Source organism: Streptomyces sp. V4I2 (assembly GCF_030817655.1).
GTDB lineage: Bacteria > Actinomycetota > Actinomycetes > Streptomycetales > Streptomycetaceae > Streptomyces > Streptomyces plumbiresistens.
In genome coordinates, this window is the sequence record NZ_JAUSZM010000003.1 from 7,285,640 (window position 1) to 7,302,782 (window position 17,143).

Annotated in this window: 15 protein-coding genes; 5 read left to right on the forward strand and 10 right to left on the reverse strand. The window is 70.9% G+C overall.

The genetic code is table 11. The features are described from left to right. Positions 1–95: 95 nt before the first annotated feature. The 5 genes from QFZ76_RS34500 to mce all read right to left on the reverse strand — a co-directional run bounded on the left by QFZ76_RS34500 (position 96) and on the right by mce (position 7,691). Positions 96–866: an ABC transporter permease gene (locus QFZ76_RS34500; protein ID WP_307677350.1), complete on the reverse strand. Its 771-nt coding sequence runs from the start codon at positions 864–866 to the stop codon at positions 96–98. 2 nt (positions 867–868) lie between these two features. Further along, positions 869–1,822, reverse strand: coding sequence for an ABC transporter ATP-binding protein (locus QFZ76_RS34505; RefSeq protein WP_307677351.1), 954 nt, complete (start codon positions 1,820–1,822; stop codon positions 869–871). A 152-nt stretch (positions 1,823–1,974) separates the two neighbouring features. Continuing rightward, positions 1,975–2,910 (reverse strand): cellulose-binding protein, encoded by a 936-nt coding sequence (locus QFZ76_RS34510; protein WP_266433725.1) that lies wholly within the window; start codon positions 2,908–2,910, stop codon positions 1,975–1,977. Between the two features lie 195 nt (positions 2,911–3,105). Then, positions 3,106–7,017, reverse strand: a complete 3,912-nt coding sequence (gene scy, locus QFZ76_RS34515; protein ID WP_307677352.1) for a polarized growth protein Scy — start codon at positions 7,015–7,017, stop codon at positions 3,106–3,108. A gap of 233 nt (positions 7,018–7,250) precedes the next feature. Then, on the reverse strand, positions 7,251–7,691 hold the full coding sequence (gene mce, locus QFZ76_RS34520; protein ID WP_266433721.1) for a methylmalonyl-CoA epimerase: 441 nt from the start codon (positions 7,689–7,691) through the stop codon (positions 7,251–7,253). A 151-nt stretch (positions 7,692–7,842) separates the two neighbouring features. On the opposite strand from mce, the gene QFZ76_RS34525 reads away from it, so the two are divergent. The 3 genes from QFZ76_RS34525 (at position 7,843) to QFZ76_RS34535 (ending at position 11,444) form a co-directional block, all read left to right on the forward strand. Further along, positions 7,843–9,045, forward strand: a complete 1,203-nt coding sequence (locus QFZ76_RS34525; RefSeq protein ID WP_307677353.1) for an acetyl-CoA C-acetyltransferase — start codon at positions 7,843–7,845, stop codon at positions 9,043–9,045. A 74-nt stretch (positions 9,046–9,119) separates the two neighbouring features. After that, on the forward strand, positions 9,120–10,076 hold the full coding sequence (gene meaB / locus QFZ76_RS34530) for a methylmalonyl Co-A mutase-associated GTPase MeaB (protein ID WP_307677354.1): 957 nt from the start codon (positions 9,120–9,122) through the stop codon (positions 10,074–10,076). A gap of 159 nt (positions 10,077–10,235) precedes the next feature. Next, the gene (locus tag QFZ76_RS34535) at positions 10,236–11,444 is read left to right on the forward strand and encodes an MFS transporter (protein WP_307677355.1); all 1,209 of its coding nucleotides are present in this window, start codon (positions 10,236–10,238) and stop codon (positions 11,442–11,444) included. Positions 11,445–11,501: 57 nt separating this feature from the next. Here QFZ76_RS34535 and QFZ76_RS34540 read toward each other — a convergent pair whose 3' ends face one another. After that, complete coding sequence (locus QFZ76_RS34540; RefSeq protein ID WP_307677356.1) at positions 11,502–12,167, reverse strand: PepSY domain-containing protein; 666 nt, start codon at positions 12,165–12,167, stop codon at positions 11,502–11,504. Positions 12,168–12,302: 135 nt separating this feature from the next. Here QFZ76_RS34540 and QFZ76_RS34545 point away from each other — a divergent pair, with 135 nt between their 5' ends. Together QFZ76_RS34545 and QFZ76_RS34550 are read left to right on the forward strand one after the other, a co-directional pair. Continuing rightward, positions 12,303–12,977, forward strand: a complete 675-nt coding sequence (locus tag QFZ76_RS34545; RefSeq protein WP_307677357.1) for a response regulator transcription factor — start codon at positions 12,303–12,305, stop codon at positions 12,975–12,977. Next, the gene (locus QFZ76_RS34550) at positions 12,974–14,410 is read left to right on the forward strand and encodes a cell wall metabolism sensor histidine kinase WalK (RefSeq protein ID WP_307677358.1); all 1,437 of its coding nucleotides are present in this window, start codon (positions 12,974–12,976) and stop codon (positions 14,408–14,410) included. The genes QFZ76_RS34545 and QFZ76_RS34550 overlap by 4 nt, the downstream gene beginning before the upstream one ends. A gap of 34 nt (positions 14,411–14,444) precedes the next feature. On the opposite strand, the gene QFZ76_RS34555 is transcribed toward QFZ76_RS34550, so the two are convergent. The 4 genes from QFZ76_RS34555 to QFZ76_RS34570 all read right to left on the reverse strand — a co-directional run bounded on the left by QFZ76_RS34555 (position 14,445) and on the right by QFZ76_RS34570 (position 17,102). Further along, complete coding sequence (locus QFZ76_RS34555) at positions 14,445–14,921, reverse strand: MarR family winged helix-turn-helix transcriptional regulator (RefSeq protein ID WP_307677359.1); 477 nt, start codon at positions 14,919–14,921, stop codon at positions 14,445–14,447. Positions 14,922–15,017: 96 nt separating this feature from the next. Then, entirely contained in the window at positions 15,018–15,815 is a 798-nt protein-coding gene (locus QFZ76_RS34560) for an AIM24 family protein (protein WP_307680215.1), read from the reverse strand. A 2-nt stretch (positions 15,816–15,817) separates the two neighbouring features. After that, positions 15,818–16,468, reverse strand: coding sequence for an AIM24 family protein (locus tag QFZ76_RS34565; protein ID WP_307677360.1), 651 nt, complete (start codon positions 16,466–16,468; stop codon positions 15,818–15,820). Position 16,469: 1 nt separating this feature from the next. Beyond that, positions 16,470–17,102: an AIM24 family protein gene (locus QFZ76_RS34570; protein WP_266448071.1), complete on the reverse strand. Its 633-nt coding sequence runs from the start codon at positions 17,100–17,102 to the stop codon at positions 16,470–16,472. Between the last annotated feature and the right edge of the window lie 41 nt (positions 17,103–17,143).

Consider the following 17,143-nt stretch of genomic DNA (forward strand, 5'->3'; position numbering starts at 1 on the left):
AGGTTCAGGACAGCGGGGCACACGCCCCCCGTAAGGGTTAGGAGCTTATCGGGGCGCTGACGGTTCCGCTCAAATCGAAGCAAAGCCCAGAGCGGTCACGCATCCCGCTTCTTCAACAGGACATAACCGCCGATCAGCGCCGCGAGCACCCACAGCGCCATGATCCCGAGGCCGCCCCAGGGGCCGTACGGAGTGTCGTCGTCGATCGGGGGGACCACCTGCATGATCTTGCTGCCGGCCTGGTCGGGCAGATAGCGGCCGATCTTCTTCGTCGCGTCGACGTTGCCGAGGATGTTGGAGATCAGGAAGAAGAACGGCATCAGGATGCCCAGCGACAGCATCGGCGAGCGCAGCATCGCGGCCACGCCCATCGAGAACATCACGATGAGGGTCATGTAGAGACCGCCGCCGATGACCGCGCGCAGCACACCGGAGTCGCCGATCTGCGCCTTGTGGGTGCCCAGCATCGCCTGCCCCAGGAAGAAGGCGACGAAGCTGGTGGCCAGGCCGACGGCCAGCGAGAGCGCGGTCGCGACCGCGATCTTGCTGAAGAGGAAGGTGCCGCGCTGCGGTACGGCGGCCAGCGAGGTGCGGATCATGCCGGTGCTGTACTCGTTCGACACGACGAGCACCCCGAACACGATCATCGCGAGCTGACCGAGGCTCATGCCCGCGAAGCTGATGAACGTCGGGTCGAAGGAGAGCTGGTCGTCGCGGTTCATCGTGTCGAACTCGTTCTTCGACAGCGCCGAGATCAGCATGCCGAGGGCGATGGTGACGACCACCGCCAGGGAGAGCGTCCACACGGTGGAGGCCACCGACCGGATCTTGGTCCACTCGGACCGGACGACCTGGATCGCCGCCATGGTCAGTTCCCCTTCCAGCCGTCGCCCCACTGCGGTTGCTCCAAGGGCGTGTCGGCGTGTGCGTGGTACTCGACCGACTCCGCGGTCAGCTGCATGAACGCCTCCTCCAGGGAGGCCTGCTGAGGGCTCAGCTCGTGCAGCACGATCTGGTACTGGGCGGCCAGTTCACCGATGTACTCGGGCTTGGTGCCGTCGACCTCCAGCGTGCCGTTGCCGGTCTCCACGGCGGTGATCCCGGCGCTGTGCAGCACGTCCAGCAGCCGCTCGCGGTGCGGCGAGCGGATCCGGACGTACGACCGCGAGTTCTGCGCGATGAAGTCGGCCATGGAGGTGTCGGCGAGCAGCCGCCCCTGCCCGATGACGACCAGGTGGTCGGCGGTCAGCGCCATCTCGCTCATCAGGTGGGAGGAGACGAAGACCGTACGGCCCTGCGCCGCCAGCGACTTCATCAGGTTGCGGATCCAATGGATGCCCTCTGGGTCGAGGCCGTTGACCGGCTCGTCGAACATCAGGATCCGCGGATCGCCCAGCAGCGCCCCCGCGATGCCGAGCCGCTGCCCCATGCCGAGCGAGAAGCCCTTGGCCTTCTTCTTCGCCACGGCCGTGAGCCCGACGGTGTCCAGCACCTCGTGCACCCGCTTCTTCGGGATGCCGTTGCTCTGCGCGAGGCACAGCAGGTGGTTGAAGGCGCTGCGCCCGCCGTGCATCGCCTTCGCGTCCAGCAGGGCGCCGATGTAGGTGAACGGGTCCTTCAGTTGGTCGTAGTGCTTGCCGTCGATACGGACGTCCCCGGCGGTCGGCCGGTCGAGCCCGAGCATCATCCGCATGGTGGTCGACTTGCCGGCGCCGTTCGGCCCGAGGAAGCCCGTCACGATGCCCGGTCTGACGGTGAAGGTCAGGTTGTTGACCGCCACCTTCTCGCCGTACCGCTTGGTCAGTCCCTCGAGCTCGATCATGCGACCCACGCTAGGGGCGGGGTTCGGCGGATGCCAATCGTGTGGGCAAACGGAGACCGACGAGCGGGGCAAGAAAGGCGAAAGCCCGCACCCCCCTCGCGGAGGATGCGGGCCTTTGCCTTACTGCGTCACAGCCGTACTACGGCACACGCTTACCGGGACTGCTGAGCCGGGACACCCCGGGAGATCGGCTCGTCGTCGGCCGGCGTGCCGGCGGCGGCCACCGCGGCGCCCGTGAGCGTGGCGAGCATCTCGCGCACGTTCGTCAGCTGGGCGTTGATGGAGTCGCGGCGGTTGGTGAGAGCCGCCAGCTCCCGCTCGGATTCCGAACGGATCCGGTCCGCCTTGGCGTTGGCGTCGGCCACGATGTCCTCGGCCTGGCGCTGCGCCGTCTCGACGGTCTGGCGGGCGCGGCGCTCGGCGTCCGTGCGCAGCTTCTCCGCCTCCAGGCGCAGCTGCTCCGCGCGGTGCTCGATCTCCGCGAGGCGCTTCTCCGCCTTCTGCTGACGCGACGCCAGGTCGCGCTCGGACTGCTCGCGGCGCTTGGCGAGGTTCGTCTCGAAGTCGGCGGCGGCCTGCGCGGCCTTGGCGCGGGTCTCCTCGAAGAGAGCGTCGGCCTCCTCGCGCTTCGACTGCGCGTCCTTCTGAGCCTCCGAACGCAGCTGCGAAGCGTCGCTCTTGGCCTTCTCGACGATCCGGACGCCCTCGTCCTCGGCCTTGGACTTGCGCTCCGCAGCGAACGATTCTGCGTCGTTGCGAACCTGCTGGGCCGCGGACTCGGCAAGTTCGCGGTGCTGCTCGGCAGCGCGCCGGGCCTCCTCGCGCAGATCCTTGGCCTCCTCCTCGGCGAGGCGGAGGATCTTCTCGACACGCGCGCCGAGGCCGGCGTACGACGGCTCGGCGTCGGTCACCTGTGCCTGGGCGTTCTGCGTCTCGAGGTGAAGCTCCTCGATGCGCTTTTCCAGAGCAGTGATACGGGCCAGAGCGCTGTCACGGTCGGAGACGAGCTTCGAGATGCGTTCGTCCACCTGAGCGCGGTCGTACCCACGCCGCACAAGCTCGAAGCCGTAGGGGGAAGTGTCGCTCATGGGGTTCCTGTCGAATGAGACCGGTGAGGTGATAGGGGGAATCCTAGGGGCCGAAGCGGTGTGTCATCGAGCGGATGCGTGTTTGATCTGGAGAATGACACCCCTTTTGGGTGGCTAACTCGCGGACCACTTGCCAAAGACTTGGTCAAAGGCCCCAGAAGCCGCCGAAATTTGATCCTTTGTTCCCACCGTGTTCTAGCTGTCGGACGACTTGCCACCCGATCGAGGGGCGCCGACCGTGGCACCCGCCTTGACGCCGTCCTTGCCACTCGTGGGGGCCTCGAAGGATTCCAACGCCTCCAGGACGTCCTGGACACGGGAGATCTCGGCGTTGATGTCCTCGCGGCGACGCACCAGGATCTCCAGCTCGCGCTTGCCCTCCTCGACCGTGCGCTTCGCCTCGCGGATCGCCTCGGCCTTGAGCTCCTCGGCCTCCCGCACGAGCGCCGCCTTCTTCTGCTCGGCCTCCTTCAGGAGCCCCTCGGCCTTCTTGACAGCGGCGATGCGCACCTTGCCGGCCTCGGAGTTGGCCTCCGACACCAGCTCCTTGGCCTTCGCCTGCGACTTCTGCAGCTGCTCCTCGGAGGCCTTGATGAGCGCGTCGCAGCGGTCGCCGGTCGACTTCATCGTCTCGGCGGCCTCGCGGCGGGCCCGCTCGTGCAGGTTCTCGATCTCGGTCGTGATGCGGTCGCGCAGCTCCTCGGCCCGCTCCCTGATCGCGGTGGCGTCCCGGCGGGCGCCGACGAGCAGTTCGTCCGCGTCCGTACGGGCCTTCTCCACCCGGGCGTTGCCCTCGACCGTCGCCTCGGACACCAGCCGGTCGGCCTCGGTGCGGGCGGCGCCGACCATGCTGTCGGCCTGGGCCTCCGCCTCCGCGGTGGCCTTCTGTGCCTGCTGCTGCGCCTCGGTGAGCAGCTTGTCGGCCTCCGCGGCCGTCTCCGTGATGAGCTTGTCGACCTGCTCGGCCGCCTCGGAGCGCCGCTTGTTGGCTTCCTGGCGGGCCGCGTCCAGCGTGCGGTCGGCCTCGTCGCGCGCGGCCGAGGTGACCCGCTCGGCCTCCGACAGCGCCTCGGCCTTGACCCGCTCCGATTCGCTGCGGATCCGCTCGGCGTGCTGCTGGGCCGCCCCGACCGTGTCGGCGGCCTCGGCGCGCAGCCGCTCCGCCTCGCCGGTGGCCTCCCCGAGCAGCTGCTCGGCCTGGGCGAGCGCCTCGGACCGTACCCGCTCGGCCTCCGCGACCGTCTTGGACCGCAGCCGCTCCGCCTCGGCGACCGTCTCCTGGCGCAGCCGGTCGGTGTCCGTGATCGTCTCGGTGGTGAGCCGCTCGGCCTCGTTGCGTGCCTCGGTGATGAGGGTGTCGGCCTGCGTCGCCGCGTCCGACCGGATGCGGTTGGCGTCCTCGCGGGCGTCCGCCCGGGTACGCGCCGCCGCCTGGTCGGCCTCGGCGATGGCGTCCGACGCCTCGGTGCGCACCCGCTGGGCGTGCTCGGACGCGTCCGACCTGAGGCGCTCCGCCTCCTCGATCGCCTCCGAGACCGTGCGCTCGGCGAGCGCCTTGGCGGCGTCCGTCTCCTCGGTCGCCTCGCGCCGGACCCGGCTCGCGTCCTCGCCGGCCCGCTCCCGCTCGGCGTAGGCATCGGCGCGGACCCGGTCCGACTCCTCCTGGGCCTCGCGGCGCGTACGGTCCGCCACGTGCTCGGCGGCCGAACGCAGCCCGGCGATCTCCTCCTGGGCCTGCTCGTGCAGCCCGGCGACCGAGTCCCGTACCTGCTGGGCGTGCTGCTCGGCGGCCGACACCATCTCGGTGGCCCGCCGGTCGGCTTCCTCGACCAGGCGTACGGCCTCGGTCTGCGCCTCGTCGACGCGCTTGCGCGCCGAGGCCAGCAGTTCCTCGCTCTGCTCGCGGGCCCGGTGGCGCTCCTGGTCGGCCTCCTGCCGTGCCGTGCCGAGGTACTCCTCGGCCTCACGGCGACGCCGGTTGGCCTCCTCCTGCGCGGCGGCCAGCGTCTCCGACGCCTCCGTCGCCAGCCGCTCGGCGGCGGCCTGCGCCTCCGCCCGCACGCGGTCGGCGGTGTCCTGCGCCTCCGACTTCAGCCGCTCGGCCTCGGCCGCGGCCTCCGACCGCAGGCGTACGGCGATGGCCTCGCCCTCCGCGCGGGAGGCGGAGGCGTCCGAGGCGGCCTCGGTGCGCAGCCGCTCGGCCTCCGTCTCGGCCTGCTGCTGGAGCGTACGGATCCGCTCGGCGGCCTCGGCGCGCAGCCGGTCGATCTCCTCGGCGGCCTCCCGGCGGAGCCGCACTGCCTCCTCACGGGCGTCCGTGAGCGCCTGCTCGGCGGCGGTGAGGCGTTCCTCGGCCTCGGTGTGCAGCCGGGTCAGTTCCTCGGCGGCGTCCGCGCGGCGGGCCTCTATGGCCCGCTCGGTCGCCTCGTGCAGCTCGCGCGCGGCCCGCTCGGCGTCCGCCTTGATGCCCTCGGACTGCTCGACGACCTCCGCGCGGTGCCGCTCGGCCTCCTTGCGGGTGCGTTCCAGGGTCTCCTCGGCCTGCCGGCGCAGGGTCGTCGCCCGCTCGATGGCCTCCGTACGGACCTTCTCGCTGTCCGTGGTGGCCTTCTGGCGCAGCTCGTCCGCGTCCTGCCGGGTCTTCGCCAGCAGTTCCTCGGCGGTCCTGGCCGCCTCCTCGATCTGCTGGACGGCCTCCTTGCGGGCCTCCGCGCGGATCTTCTCGCCCTCGGCGACCGCGTCGGAGCGCAGCTGCTCGGCCTCGCCGCGCAGCCGGCGGGCCTCCTCCTGCAGCTCGACCGTCTTGGCGCGGTACTCCTTGGTGTCGTCCTTCGCCGCGCCCTTGAGCTGCTCGGCGATGTCGTGCGCCTCGGCGCGCAGCCGGTCCGCCTCGGCCTCCGCCTCGCTGCGGATCCGCTCGGCCTCCTCGGCGGCGGCCTTGGTGGTGTTCCGCGCGTCCTCCTGCGCCTTGACGAGGACGTCCTCGGCCGTCTTGGCCGCCTTCGACAGCTGGGTCGCGCTCTCCTCGGCCGTGAGGGTGCGGGCCTTCTCGGCGGCCTCGTCGAGCAGCTTCTCGGCCTCGGCGCGGGCGTCCGCGACGATCTGCTCGGCGTCCGACCTGGTGGCCTCGGCCTCCTTGGTGGCCTCGCTGACCAGCCGGGCGACCTGCTCCTTCGCGGTACGCGTGCGCTGCTCGTTGGTCGACTCCGCGCTCGACAGCGCCTTCTCGGCGGCCGCCTTGGCCTCGGCGACCACCTTCTCCGCCTCGGCGCGCGCCTCCCGCAGGGCCGTGTCGGCCTCCGCGATGCGCTGCTCGGCGGTCCGGCTCAGCTCCAGGGCCTCGCGGCGGGCCGTCTCCGACTCCGAGCTGGTGGAGGTACGCAGCTGCTCGGCGTGCTCGGTGGCCTCCTGGGCCTGCGTGGAGGCGGCGTTCAGCAGCCGCTCGGCGTCCGTGCGGGCGCGGCGCAGCAGCTGCTCGGCCTCGGCGCGGGCCGACTCGGCCTCGCTCTGCAGCCGCTGGCGGGCCTCGGAGGTCACCCGCTCGGCCTCCGCGCGGGCCGCCGCCATGGCCTGCTCGGCCTCGGCACGGGACTCGTCCAGGAGCCGGCGCGCCTGCTGCTCGGTCCGGGCGCGCAGCTGCTCCGCCCAGGCCACGTTCTCGTTGACGTGCGACTCGACGGTCTGCCGGCGCTCGGCGAGCTCCTGGTCGAGCTGCTGGCGGCGGGTGACCGCCTCCTGGTGCAGCTCCGCCTGGAGCCGTGCGGCCTGCTCGGCGTGCTCCTGGAGGATGCGCTGGGTCTGCGCCCGGGCCTGGCTCAGCTCGCGCTCGGCCTCCAGGCGCAACTGGTCGGCCTGGACCTGCGCGTTACGCAGCAACTGCTCGGCCTGGTAGCCGATGTCGCCGCCGTCGAACGCGGGCCGGGACATGATGGTGCGCCGCGCCTCGTGCAACTTGGCGCGCAGCACCTCGACCTGGTAGCCGAGGTCCTCGGCGTGCTGGATCGCCTTTTCCCGCTCGGTCTTCAGCCGCTTCATCTCGGCTTCGAAACGAGTGAGGTGGTCGACGTCAGCCGCCGGTTCCCGCTCCTGGCTCTCGTAGCCCCGCACTGCGCGGTCCCATCCGTCCCCTGGTCGCAAGTCTCTGAGTACGAGCCCCGGCCGTCTGCCGAACGGGGCTCCCGGGGAATGGTGTCAGATCAACGGCGGAGCACGGACTGCTGCCCCGACGCTCGTCCCCCGAAACCCGGACCCCGGCCAGGTCCCGCCGTCATGGCAGGACCCTGGTCGCCCTGGGTGGAGCGGCGACCGCCCCCAACCCTACCGGCCCATATGTACGGGGGTCAGTGCTCAGGTGACTCAACAGACGCCGAAGTGACCAGTTCTGTCAGTACTCCGTGGCAATCCTTCGGGTGCAGGAAGGTGATCCGTGACCCCATGGAACCGATTCGCGGCTCTTCGTACAGAACGCGTACGCCCTTCTGCCCGATGGCCGCGGCATCCGCGTCCACGTCCGCCGTACCGAAGGCGATGTGATGTACGCCCTCCCCGTTCTTCGCGAGCCACTTGCCCACGGCGGAATCCTCCCGGGTCGGCTCCAGGAGCTGCAGGTACGAAGCTCCGCCGTCGGACGTATCGTTGATCTTGAGCATGGCCTCACGCACGCCCTGCTCCTCGTTGACCTCGGAGTGGAACACCTCGAAGCCGTACGTGGCCCGATAGAACTCGACGGTCTTGTCGAGGTCGAAACAGGCGATCCCGATGTGGTCGATTCGCGTCAGCATGGTTTCAGTGCAGCGCGACGGAGGTGGTTACGCAACGTGCGCGCGATCACACCGACAGCCCGATGACGGCGTGGACTACCGCTCAGTACATTCGAAGTAAACCCTCGTTCACTCCTCGGCCAGTGCAGGCCGGATAAGGGGATCGCAGCTCATGACTGGATCGAACAGCACGACCTCGGTGATCGTCGCGGGCGCCCGCACGCCCATGGGGCGGTTGCTCGGCTCGCTGAAGTCCTTCTCGGGAGCCGAGCTCGGCGGCTTCGCGATCAAGGCCGCCCTCGACCGTGCGGGCATCGGCGGCGACCAGGTGCAGTACGTGATCATGGGCCAGGTGCTCCAGGCCGGGGCGGGGCAGATCCCGGCACGCCAGGCCGCGGTCAAGGCCGGCATCCCGATGAGCGTCCCGGCGCTCACCGTCAACAAGGTGTGTCTGTCCGGCCTCGACGCCATCGCGCTCGCCGACCAGCTCATCCGCGCCGGCGAGTTCGACATCGTGGTCGCCGGCGGCCAGGAGTCCATGACCAACGCCCCTCACCTGCTGCCCAAGTCCCGCGAGGGCTTCAAGTACGGGGCTATCGAGATGCTCGACGCCATGGCGTACGACGGTCTCACCGACGCCTTCGAGAACATCGCCATGGGCGAGTCGACGGAGAAGCACAACACCCGCCTCGGCATCCAGCGCCCCGAGCAGGACGAGTTCTCGGCCCTGTCCCACCAGCGCGCTGCCGCCGCCCAGAAGAACGGCCTGTTCGAGGCCGAGATCACCCCGGTCGAGATCCCGCAGCGCAAGGGCGAGCCGGTCGTCTTCAGCAAGGACGAGGGCATCCGCGCGGAGACCACGGCCGAGTCCCTCGGCAAGCTGCGTCCGGCGTTCACGAAGGACGGCACCATCACGGCGGGCTCGGCCTCGCAGATCTCCGACGGTGCCGCCGCGGTCGTGGTGATGAGCAAGGCCAAGGCGCAGGAGCTCGGCCTGGAGTGGATCGCCGAGATCGGCGCCCACGGCAATGTGGCGGGCCCGGACAACTCCCTCCAGTCCCAGCCGTCGAACGCCATCCTGCACGCCCTCAAGAAGGAAGGCCTTCAGGTCTCCGACCTCGACCTGATCGAGATCAACGAGGCCTTCGCGGCGGTCGCGGTCCAGTCAATGAAGGACCTCGAGGTGTCCCCGGAAAGGGTGAACGTCAACGGCGGCGCCATCGCCCTCGGCCACCCGATCGGCATGTCCGGCGCCCGCCTCGTCCTGCACCTGGCGCTGGAGCTGAAGCGGCGCGGCGGTGGCGTGGGCGCGGCGGCGCTGTGCGGTGGCGGCGGTCAGGGTGACGCGCTGATCGTGCGGGTACCGAAGGCCTGAGCACGGCTTTTCGGCCGCCCCTCTTTTCGTGGTCTCTTCGTGGCCTTCGTGGTCTCTTCGTGAACGGAGCTGTGATGCAGGACGTCTCCACACTGGTCGCCCAGGCCAGGGAGGGCCGGCCGCGGGCCGTGGCCCGGCTGATCTCCCTGGTGGAGGGGGCGTCCCCGCAGCTCAGGGAGGTCATGGCGGCACTGGCCCCGCTGACCGGAGGGGCGTACGTGGTGGGCCTGACGGGTTCGCCGGGCGTCGGCAAGTCGACGTCCACGTCCGCCCTGGTGACCGCGTACCGCAAGCAGGGCAGGCGGGTCGGCGTCCTGGCCGTCGACCCGTCGTCCCCGTTCTCCGGGGGCGCGCTGCTCGGCGACCGGGTCCGGATGTCGGAGCACGCCTCCGACCCGGGTGTCTACATCCGGTCGATGGCCACGCGCGGCCACCTCGGCGGTCTCGCCTGGGCCGCCCCGCAGGCGATCCGGGTCCTGGACGCGGCGGGCTGCGAGGTGATCCTGGTCGAGACGGTCGGGGTCGGCCAGTCGGAGGTCGAGATCGCCTCCCAGGCGGACACGTCGGTGGTGCTGCTGGCCCCCGGCATGGGGGACGGAATCCAGGCGGCGAAGGCCGGAATCCTGGAGATCGGCGACGTGTACGTCGTCAACAAGGCCGACCGCGACGGCGCGGACGCCACCGCCCGCGAGCTGAACCACATGCTCGGCCTCGGCGAGTCCCGCGGCCCCGGCGACTGGCGCCCGCCCATCGTCAAGACGGTCGCCGCCCGCGCGGAGGGCATCGACGAGGTCGTCGAGGCGCTGGAGAAGCACCGCGCCTGGATGGAGGAGCAGGGCGTCCTGGCCGAACGCCGGCGCGCCCGCGCCGCCCACGAGGTGGAGGCCATCGCCGTCACCGCCCTGCGCGAACGCATCGGCGACCTGCACGGCGACCGTCGGCTGAGCACGCTCGCCGAGAAGATCGTCGCCGGGGAACTGGACCCCTACCGGGCGGCGGACGAACTGGTCGCGGGGCTCACGGAGGGCTGACTGCCCACGGTGAACTCACCGGCCCCGCTGGTACGTTGACCCACATGTTCCTTCTCTTGGCATAGGGCCCGCCCGAGCCCGCGACCGCACCCGGCAGCACGCCGTGGCCGTCGCGGCACTTCGGCGTCCCCTCCCTGCCTCCAGTAGAGGAACCTTGTCGTGTCCGCTGTGTCCCCGCGGCCCTCGTATGCCGCGGTACTCCGCATTCCCCATGCCCGCCGCACCTTCGCGGCCGCCCTCGCCGCCCGGCTGTCGTACGGCATGGCCCCGATCGCCGTGATGCTCAGCGTGACCCGGGCAACCGGGTCGTACGCCGTCGCCGGTGTCGTCATGGCCGTGTTCGGCGCCACGGTCGTCTTCCTGTCGCCGTACCGGGCCGCCCTGGTCGACCGGCACGGCCCGCGCCGGGCTCTGCTTCCGATGGCCCTGCTGCACGCGGGGCTGCTCTGCGCGCTGGCGGCGGCCTGTTGGCGTCCGGGCGTGTCCGGACTGCTGCTCGGCCTGATCGCCGCCGGCACTGGCGCCTGCGCGCCGCCGCTCGGTCCCACCATGCGCGTGGTGTGGGGCCGGATTGCCGAGGACCGGCTCCTGCTGCAACGCGCTTACAGCCTGGACGGGGTGGCGGAGGAACTTCTCTACGTCATCGGCCCGCTGTTGGTCGGCGTGCTGGTCGGCTTCGCGTCACCCGTCGTGGGTGTGGTGCTGGGCGCGTTGCTGATGGGGGTGGGTACGCCGGTCTTCGTCATGTCACCGGCGGTCGGCGCGGTGCGTGGGAGCGGGGCGGTGCGCAAGGGTCGGCGGGCGTCGCTGAGGCCGGGGCGGGAACTGCTGCAACCGATCGTCGTCGCGGGCGGTGTGGGCCTGTCCCTCAGCGCCGTCGACCTACTGGTCGTCGCCTTCGCCGGGCAGCGGCAGCTCGGGGACGGCACTGTTGCCTGGGTACTCGCGGCGCTGTCCGCGGGCAGTGCGGTGGGCGGTCTGCTGAACGGGGCGGTGGACTGGCGTACGCCCGCCCGGGTCCGGCTCTCGTTCCTGGCGGCGGGCCTGGGCGTGACGCTCGGCGTCGCCGGTCTGGCGCCCGACGTGGCCACCCTCGCCGGGGCGGCGGCCTGTGCGGGGCTGTTCGTCGCGCCGGCCCTGACCACGGCGTACCTGATCGCCGATGACGCCGCCCCGGCCGGGTTCCGGACGCAGGCGGGGGCGTGGGTCAACACCTCCGTCAACGCGGGGAGTTCGGCCGGGGCGGCGACGATGGGGGTACTGGTGGAGCGACTTCCGCTGGGGGTGTGCTTCGTGGTGGCGGGCGGGGTGTCGGTGGGGGCGGCGGTGATCGCGGGGGTGAGCACACCGGCACCGGCGCGGGCGTAGCTGGGGGCTCCGCCCCCGGACCCCCCTGGCGGGGTTGTAGGGGCGGCGCCCCTCACGTCAGTCGTCGTCGCCGTCGTCGTCCGACGCGTCCGCCGTGACCTTGCCCGTCGTGAGGTCGACGCGCCAGTCCTGCTCGGCCTTGCCGGACTTGTGCGTCTCCACCTCCCAGGCCTTCGAGGCGCCGTCCTCGTCCAGGTCCACCGACGTCACGGTGCCCTTGCCGGCTGCGGCCTCGGCCGCCTCCGCAGCCGTCACCGTCGCCCCCTTCAGCCCGGCCCGCACCTGGGCGGTGTCGTCCTCGTGCTCGGTGTGGGAGCCGAGTACCTTGCCGGTGCCGGGGTCGATGCGCACGCTGTGCCAGGTGTTGCCGCCGCCGAGCACGTCGACGTCCCAGACGACCGGCCCGGTGTCGTCCTGGTCGTCGAGTTCCACGGAGACGGCCGTCCCCGCGTCGTGCCGCAGCGCCGAGGTGATGGCCTGGGCCGCCGTCACGTCACCGGATACCCGCGCCGCGTCGTCGTCCTGAGCGTCGTCGGCGTCGTCGGCGTCGTCGGTGTCGTCGGTGTCCTGGGTGTCGTCGTCCTGGACACTGGCCTGCTTCACCTGTGCGTCCGCCCGCTGCGCCGCCCCCTCGCCGTCACCGGTCCCCGCGAGGGCCGTGGCCGTACCGCCCCCGATCAGAGCGGCGGACGTAGCTACGGCGATCACGATGTTGCGCTTCATGCGGGTTCCTCCAGAGTCGTAATGGTTCGATCGCTTCGTTTCGTTTGCGACGTCAACCACCCTGGACGACCGACGCTGAGAGGAACCTGAAGCCCCCTGAAGAGATCTTCAGCTTGGCTTTGCGAACCTTTACGCATGCGCCTGTTGATCGTGGAGGACGAGAAGCGGCTTGCCCTGTCGCTCGCCAAGGGCCTGACGGCCGAGGGGTACGCCGTGGACGTGGTCCACGACGGGCGGGAGGGACTGCACCGGGCCACCGAGGGGACGTACGACCTCGTGATCCTGGACATCATGCTGCCCGGCCTCAACGGCTACCGCGTCTGCGCCGCCCTGCGCGCCGCGGGCCACGACGTGCCGATCCTGATGCTCACCGCCAAGGACGGCGAGTACGACGAGGCGGAGGGCCTGGACACGGGCGCCGACGACTATCTGACCAAGCCGTTCTCGTACGTCGTCCTCGTCGCCCGGATCAAGGCCCTGCTGCGGCGCCGCGCACAGGGCGGCGGCGGAGCCTCGCCCGTGCAGGTCCACGGCGACCTGAAGATCGACACCGCCGCCCGCCGCGTCTTCCTGGCGGACGACGAGATCGCGCTGACCGCCAAGGAGTTCGCCGTCCTGGAGCAGCTCGCGGTGCGGGCCGGCGAGGTGGTGTCCAAGTCCCAGATGCTGGAGCACGTCTGGGACTTCGCGTACGAGGGCGATCCGAACATCGTCGAGGTGTACATCAGCACCCTGCGCCGCAAGCTGCGCGCCGAGCTCATCCGGACGGTCCGCGGCGTCGGCTACCGGCTGGAGACGGAGCAACGATGAAACGGCTGTTCGGCTCCGTACGGTCCCGTGCGACCCTGGCCGCCACCCTCGTCGTCGCGGTGGCACTGGTCGCGGCCGGGACCGCCGTACTGCTGTCCCTGCGCTCCAACCTGATCGACCAGGCCGGTACGGCGGCGGACCGTTCCGCGCGGACGGTGGCCACCCACCTGGCCGGCGGGAAGACGTACGAGCAGCTGTCCTTGGACGACGAGGACCAGCCCGTCCAGGTCGTCGACGAACGGGGCAGGCTCGTCGCCGCGACCGAGGACCTGGAGCGGATCAGCGGCACCGGCACCGGCGCCGTACGCCCGCAGGCACCCACGCCCACACCCACGGACGGCGGTGGCGGCGGCGACGTCGACGACGACGCCGACGACGCGGACGACGACGCCTCCCTCGAACCCGGCAAGATCGAGGAGAACACCGTCTTCACCGACGGCTCCGCGACGATCGACCAGCACAGTGCCGACTACCGCTTCGCCGCCGTCCGGGTGGAGACCGAGAAACAGGGCACGCTCACCGTCTACGCCGGTGCCCCCCTGTCCGCGGAGCAGAGCGCGGTGCGCACCGCGCTGACCGTCATGCTGATCGGCTTCCCGCTGCTGCTCGCCGTCGTCGCGGTCGTGACCTGGCTGGTCACCCGGCGCGCGCTGCGCCCGGTGGAGGGCATCCGCAGCGAGATGGCCGCGATCACCGCCTCCGAGGACCTCGCCCGCCGGGTCCCGGTGCCGGACACGCACGACGAGGTGGCCCGCCTGGCCCGCACCACGAACGAGACGCTGGCCGCCCTGGAGACCTCCGTGGAACGCCAGCGCCGGTTCGTCGCCGACGCCTCCCACGAGCTGCGCTCCCCGATCGCGTCCCTGCGCACCCAGCTCGAAGTGGGCGCCGCACACCCCGAGCTGCTGGACGTGGCAGGCGCGGTCGAGGACACCGTACGACTCCAGCGCCTCGCCACCGATCTGCTGCTGCTCGCCCGGCTGGACGCGGGGGAGCGGCCCGCCGTCGGTGCCCGGCTCGACCTCGCGGCACTGGCGCGGGAGAAGGCCGAGGGGCGGACGGGCGTGCGCGTGGAGGCGCTCGAGGCGGTACCGGTGGCCGGGTCCCGGGGGCAGCTGGAGCGGGTGCTCACCAACCTGCTGGACAACGCGCGGCGGCATGCCCGCTCGACGGTCACGGTGACCGTGCGGCGGGAGGGGGAGTGGGCTGTTGCCGGGGTCGCCGACGACGGGGACGGCGTGCCGGACGGCGACCGGGAGCGGATCTTCGAGCGGTTCGTACGGCTCGACGACGCCCGCAGCCGCGACGACGGCGGCGCCGGGCTCGGACTCGCCATCGCCCGGGACGTCGCCGTACGCCACGGCGGCACGCTCACGGTCCGCAAAGCCCCGGAAGGCGGAGCTCTGTTCGAACTCCGCCTGCCGCTCGTCTAGCCGGCCGGGGGCCGATGGACTGCCGGGGTCCGGGTCACGGCCGGCCGCGCTGTCCCCGGAGGTGGTCCGCGACGGGCCTCAGGGACTTCTCGAGTTCCACCAGGGACTCGGGGGGCAACAGGTCGATGAAGTGCCTCCGCACGGACGCCACATGATGCGGCGCGACCTTCTGCATCGTCTCCATGCCGTGGTCGGTGAGCACCGCGTACAGACCGCGGCGGTCCGACTCGCAGTTCTCGCGCCGCACGAGGTCCGCGTTCTCCATGCGGGTGATCTGGTGGGAGAGGCGGCTCTTGGACTGGAGGGTGGCGGACGCGAGGTCGCTCATCCGCATCCGTACGCCCTCCGACTCGGAGAGATTCACCAGGATCTCGTAGTCGTTCATTGTCAGGCCGAACGGCTGCAGGTCCCTTTCGAGCTGGTACGTCAGCAGCCTGTTGACCTCCAGGTGGGTGCGCCAGGCGCACTGCTCCGCATCGGTCAGCCAGCGCGTGGCCGTCTCGGTCTCCATGAATGAAGTCTACCTAAAAGGTTGAAAGGCGAACTAGTGAGGGTGGTGTGATGTCGGGCGCGCACACGTTCGACGTCACACTGCGCAGACTACCGCTCACAGCCCGAAGCGACGCTGGAGGTCCCCCAGCTGTCCTGGAAGGCGCGGTGCGCCGGCTTGCTGTCCGGGGCCTGCGGGAAACCCGCCGCCACCGGGCACCCCGGGCTCGTGCGGAACCGCCCCCGTCGCCTGCTCCGCCATCAGGGCCTCCGACGACTGGAGCAGCACCGTGCCGGCCCCCACGAACTCGAACTGGTGCTCCTCCCCGGAGGCCCCGCCTACGCCTGTCATCGCACGTAGCCCGCCCATCAGGCCCGTCATGTACCCGTGGTCGTAGTGATGGCACGGAGAGGGGCAGTCCGCCCAGCCGACGAGCGCCTGCGGGTCCACCCGGATCGGAGGCTCCATGAACACCACCGGCCCGTTGGAGGCCGCCACGAACTTTCCGGTTCCGATGAGTGTCAGAAAACCCGGCACGATCGACTGCTTGAGGGCGAGACTTGGCTGAAAAGCGAGCAAGTTGCCCGAGCGAATGGTCAGATTGCCGTTCTCCAGGTCGTAGGAGTTCACGTCGAAGGCCCGGTCGGCGAGGAGCATCTTGCCCGAGCCCTCCGCCACGACCCAGTCGCTCGCGTGCAGAGGCGAATGGAACGACGTACGCACGAGGCGGTCCAGCCGGCCGTGCCCGATGCCGTTGAACTCCATCGAGCCGTAGTAGGCGATCATCTTCCCCTTCTGCAGGAACCACTGGCTCCCTTTGAGCTCCACGCAGAAGGTGTAGTTGTTGACGTTGTCGTCGACCGGCAGCGTCATGGGGTCGTAGACCGTCGGGCCGCCGCCCGGAGCCCCGTACATGCTCACAGCTTCTCCTCCGAGGCTTGGACGTACACCGCGCCGTTGCCGCTGAGCTCCAGCTGGAACGCCTCTCCGGAGCCGCGGCCCACCATGTCCCGCCAGCCCAGCGCGGTGGACAGCTTGTTGCGTACGTCGCCGTGGTGGGCGACGTACGCCTGCGGGTCGACATGGATCGGGCGCTGCGGGGTGATGGGGACCTCGATGACCCCGCCGTGCGCCATGACCGCGACCGAGCCGTGCCCGCGGAGGGTGGTCGTGAACAGCCCCTGGCCGCTGACCTGGCCGCGGACCATGCCCATGACGCCGCCCTGGGAGCCCATGAACATGGTGCCCTGCTCCAGGGTGCCCTCGAAGGCGAGCAGGCGGTCCGCCTCCACGAACAGGGTGTCGCCGGTGAGGTTGATGACCTGGACGTGGTGGCCGCCGTGCCCGAACAGCACGGTGCCGCTGCCCTCGACGGTCATCAGGGGCGCCGCCTCGCCCGCCGCCCGGCGGCCGAGCATCGACATGACGCCGCCCTGGCCGCCCTGGATGTTGGGCGTGAAGGACACCTCGCCCTTGTAGGCGAGCATCGCCCCGCGCTGACTGAACAGCCGCTGCCCGGGCTGGACGGTCGCCTCGACCATCTTCGAGTTGATCTCGCTGAAGGCCATGTCACACCTCCCCCGCGATCGTGTTCCGCTCGCTCGGCTGGACGTAGACCAGGCCGTCGCCCTCGAAGCGGATCTGGAAGGCCTCGCCGCCGCCCTCGCCCATGAAGGTGCGGAACGTGACACCGGACTGGAAGGACTGCCGCAGGTTTCCCTGGTGCGCGATGTAGGCGCCCGGGTCGACGGTCAGCGGGTACTGCGCGCTGACCCGCAGCACGACCGCCGGCCCGTCCGACATGATCGCGGCCTGTCCGTGGCCCTCGATCGTCGTCGTGAACAGCCCGTTGCCCTGCGTGGCCCCGCGCATGCCCGTGAACGACGTGCCGGTCCGCAGCCCCGAGTCGGTCGCGAGCAGGTTGCTCGACTCCACGTACAGCTTGTCCCCCTGGAGAGCGACGAGGTTGATCTCCGAGGCCCGGTCCGCGAACCAGCACGTGCCGTGCCCCTTCACCTCCATCAGTGTCATCTGCTCGCCGGTGATCCGCCGGGTCACCATGCCCCGGATGCCCTCACCGCCGCCGCTGAGCTTCTTGAAGTCCATCTGCCCGTCGTACGCGACCATCGAGCCGTTCTTCGCCTTCACGGCATCCCCGGTCATGTCGACGGCGAGCACCTTGCTGCCTTGAAGTCGGAACATCGCCACGCAGCGAAGGTAGCCGCCGGAAGGCTCGGCCAACA

Bases quoted from the DNA above. Each gene is read 5' to 3' on its own strand.
- QFZ76_RS34510 (WP_266433725.1), bottom strand. From the start codon at position 2,910: ATGAGCGACACTTCCCCCTACGGCTTCGAGCTTGTGCGGCGTGGGTAC.
- QFZ76_RS34550 (WP_307677358.1), top strand. From the start codon at position 12,974: ATGAAACGGCTGTTCGGCTCCGTACGGTCCCGTGCGACCCTGGCCGCC.
- meaB (WP_307677354.1), top strand. From the start codon at position 9,120: ATGCAGGACGTCTCCACACTGGTCGCCCAGGCCAGGGAGGGCCGGCCG.
- QFZ76_RS34570 (WP_266448071.1), bottom strand. From the start codon at position 17,102: ATGTTCCGACTTCAAGGCAGCAAGGTGCTCGCCGTCGACATGACCGGG.
- QFZ76_RS34555 (WP_307677359.1), bottom strand. From the start codon at position 14,921: ATGGAGACCGAGACGGCCACGCGCTGGCTGACCGATGCGGAGCAGTGC.
- mce (WP_266433721.1), bottom strand. From the start codon at position 7,691: ATGCTGACGCGAATCGACCACATCGGGATCGCCTGTTTCGACCTCGAC.
- QFZ76_RS34525 (WP_307677353.1), top strand. From the start codon at position 7,843: ATGACTGGATCGAACAGCACGACCTCGGTGATCGTCGCGGGCGCCCGC.
- QFZ76_RS34545 (WP_307677357.1), top strand. From the start codon at position 12,303: ATGCGCCTGTTGATCGTGGAGGACGAGAAGCGGCTTGCCCTGTCGCTC.
- QFZ76_RS34500 (WP_307677350.1), bottom strand. From the start codon at position 866: ATGGCGGCGATCCAGGTCGTCCGGTCCGAGTGGACCAAGATCCGGTCG.
- QFZ76_RS34560 (WP_307680215.1), bottom strand. From the start codon at position 15,815: ATGTACGGGGCTCCGGGCGGCGGCCCGACGGTCTACGACCCCATGACG.
- QFZ76_RS34565 (WP_307677360.1), bottom strand. From the start codon at position 16,468: ATGGCCTTCAGCGAGATCAACTCGAAGATGGTCGAGGCGACCGTCCAG.
- QFZ76_RS34540 (WP_307677356.1), bottom strand. From the start codon at position 12,167: ATGAAGCGCAACATCGTGATCGCCGTAGCTACGTCCGCCGCTCTGATC.
- QFZ76_RS34505 (WP_307677351.1), bottom strand. From the start codon at position 1,822: ATGATCGAGCTCGAGGGACTGACCAAGCGGTACGGCGAGAAGGTGGCG.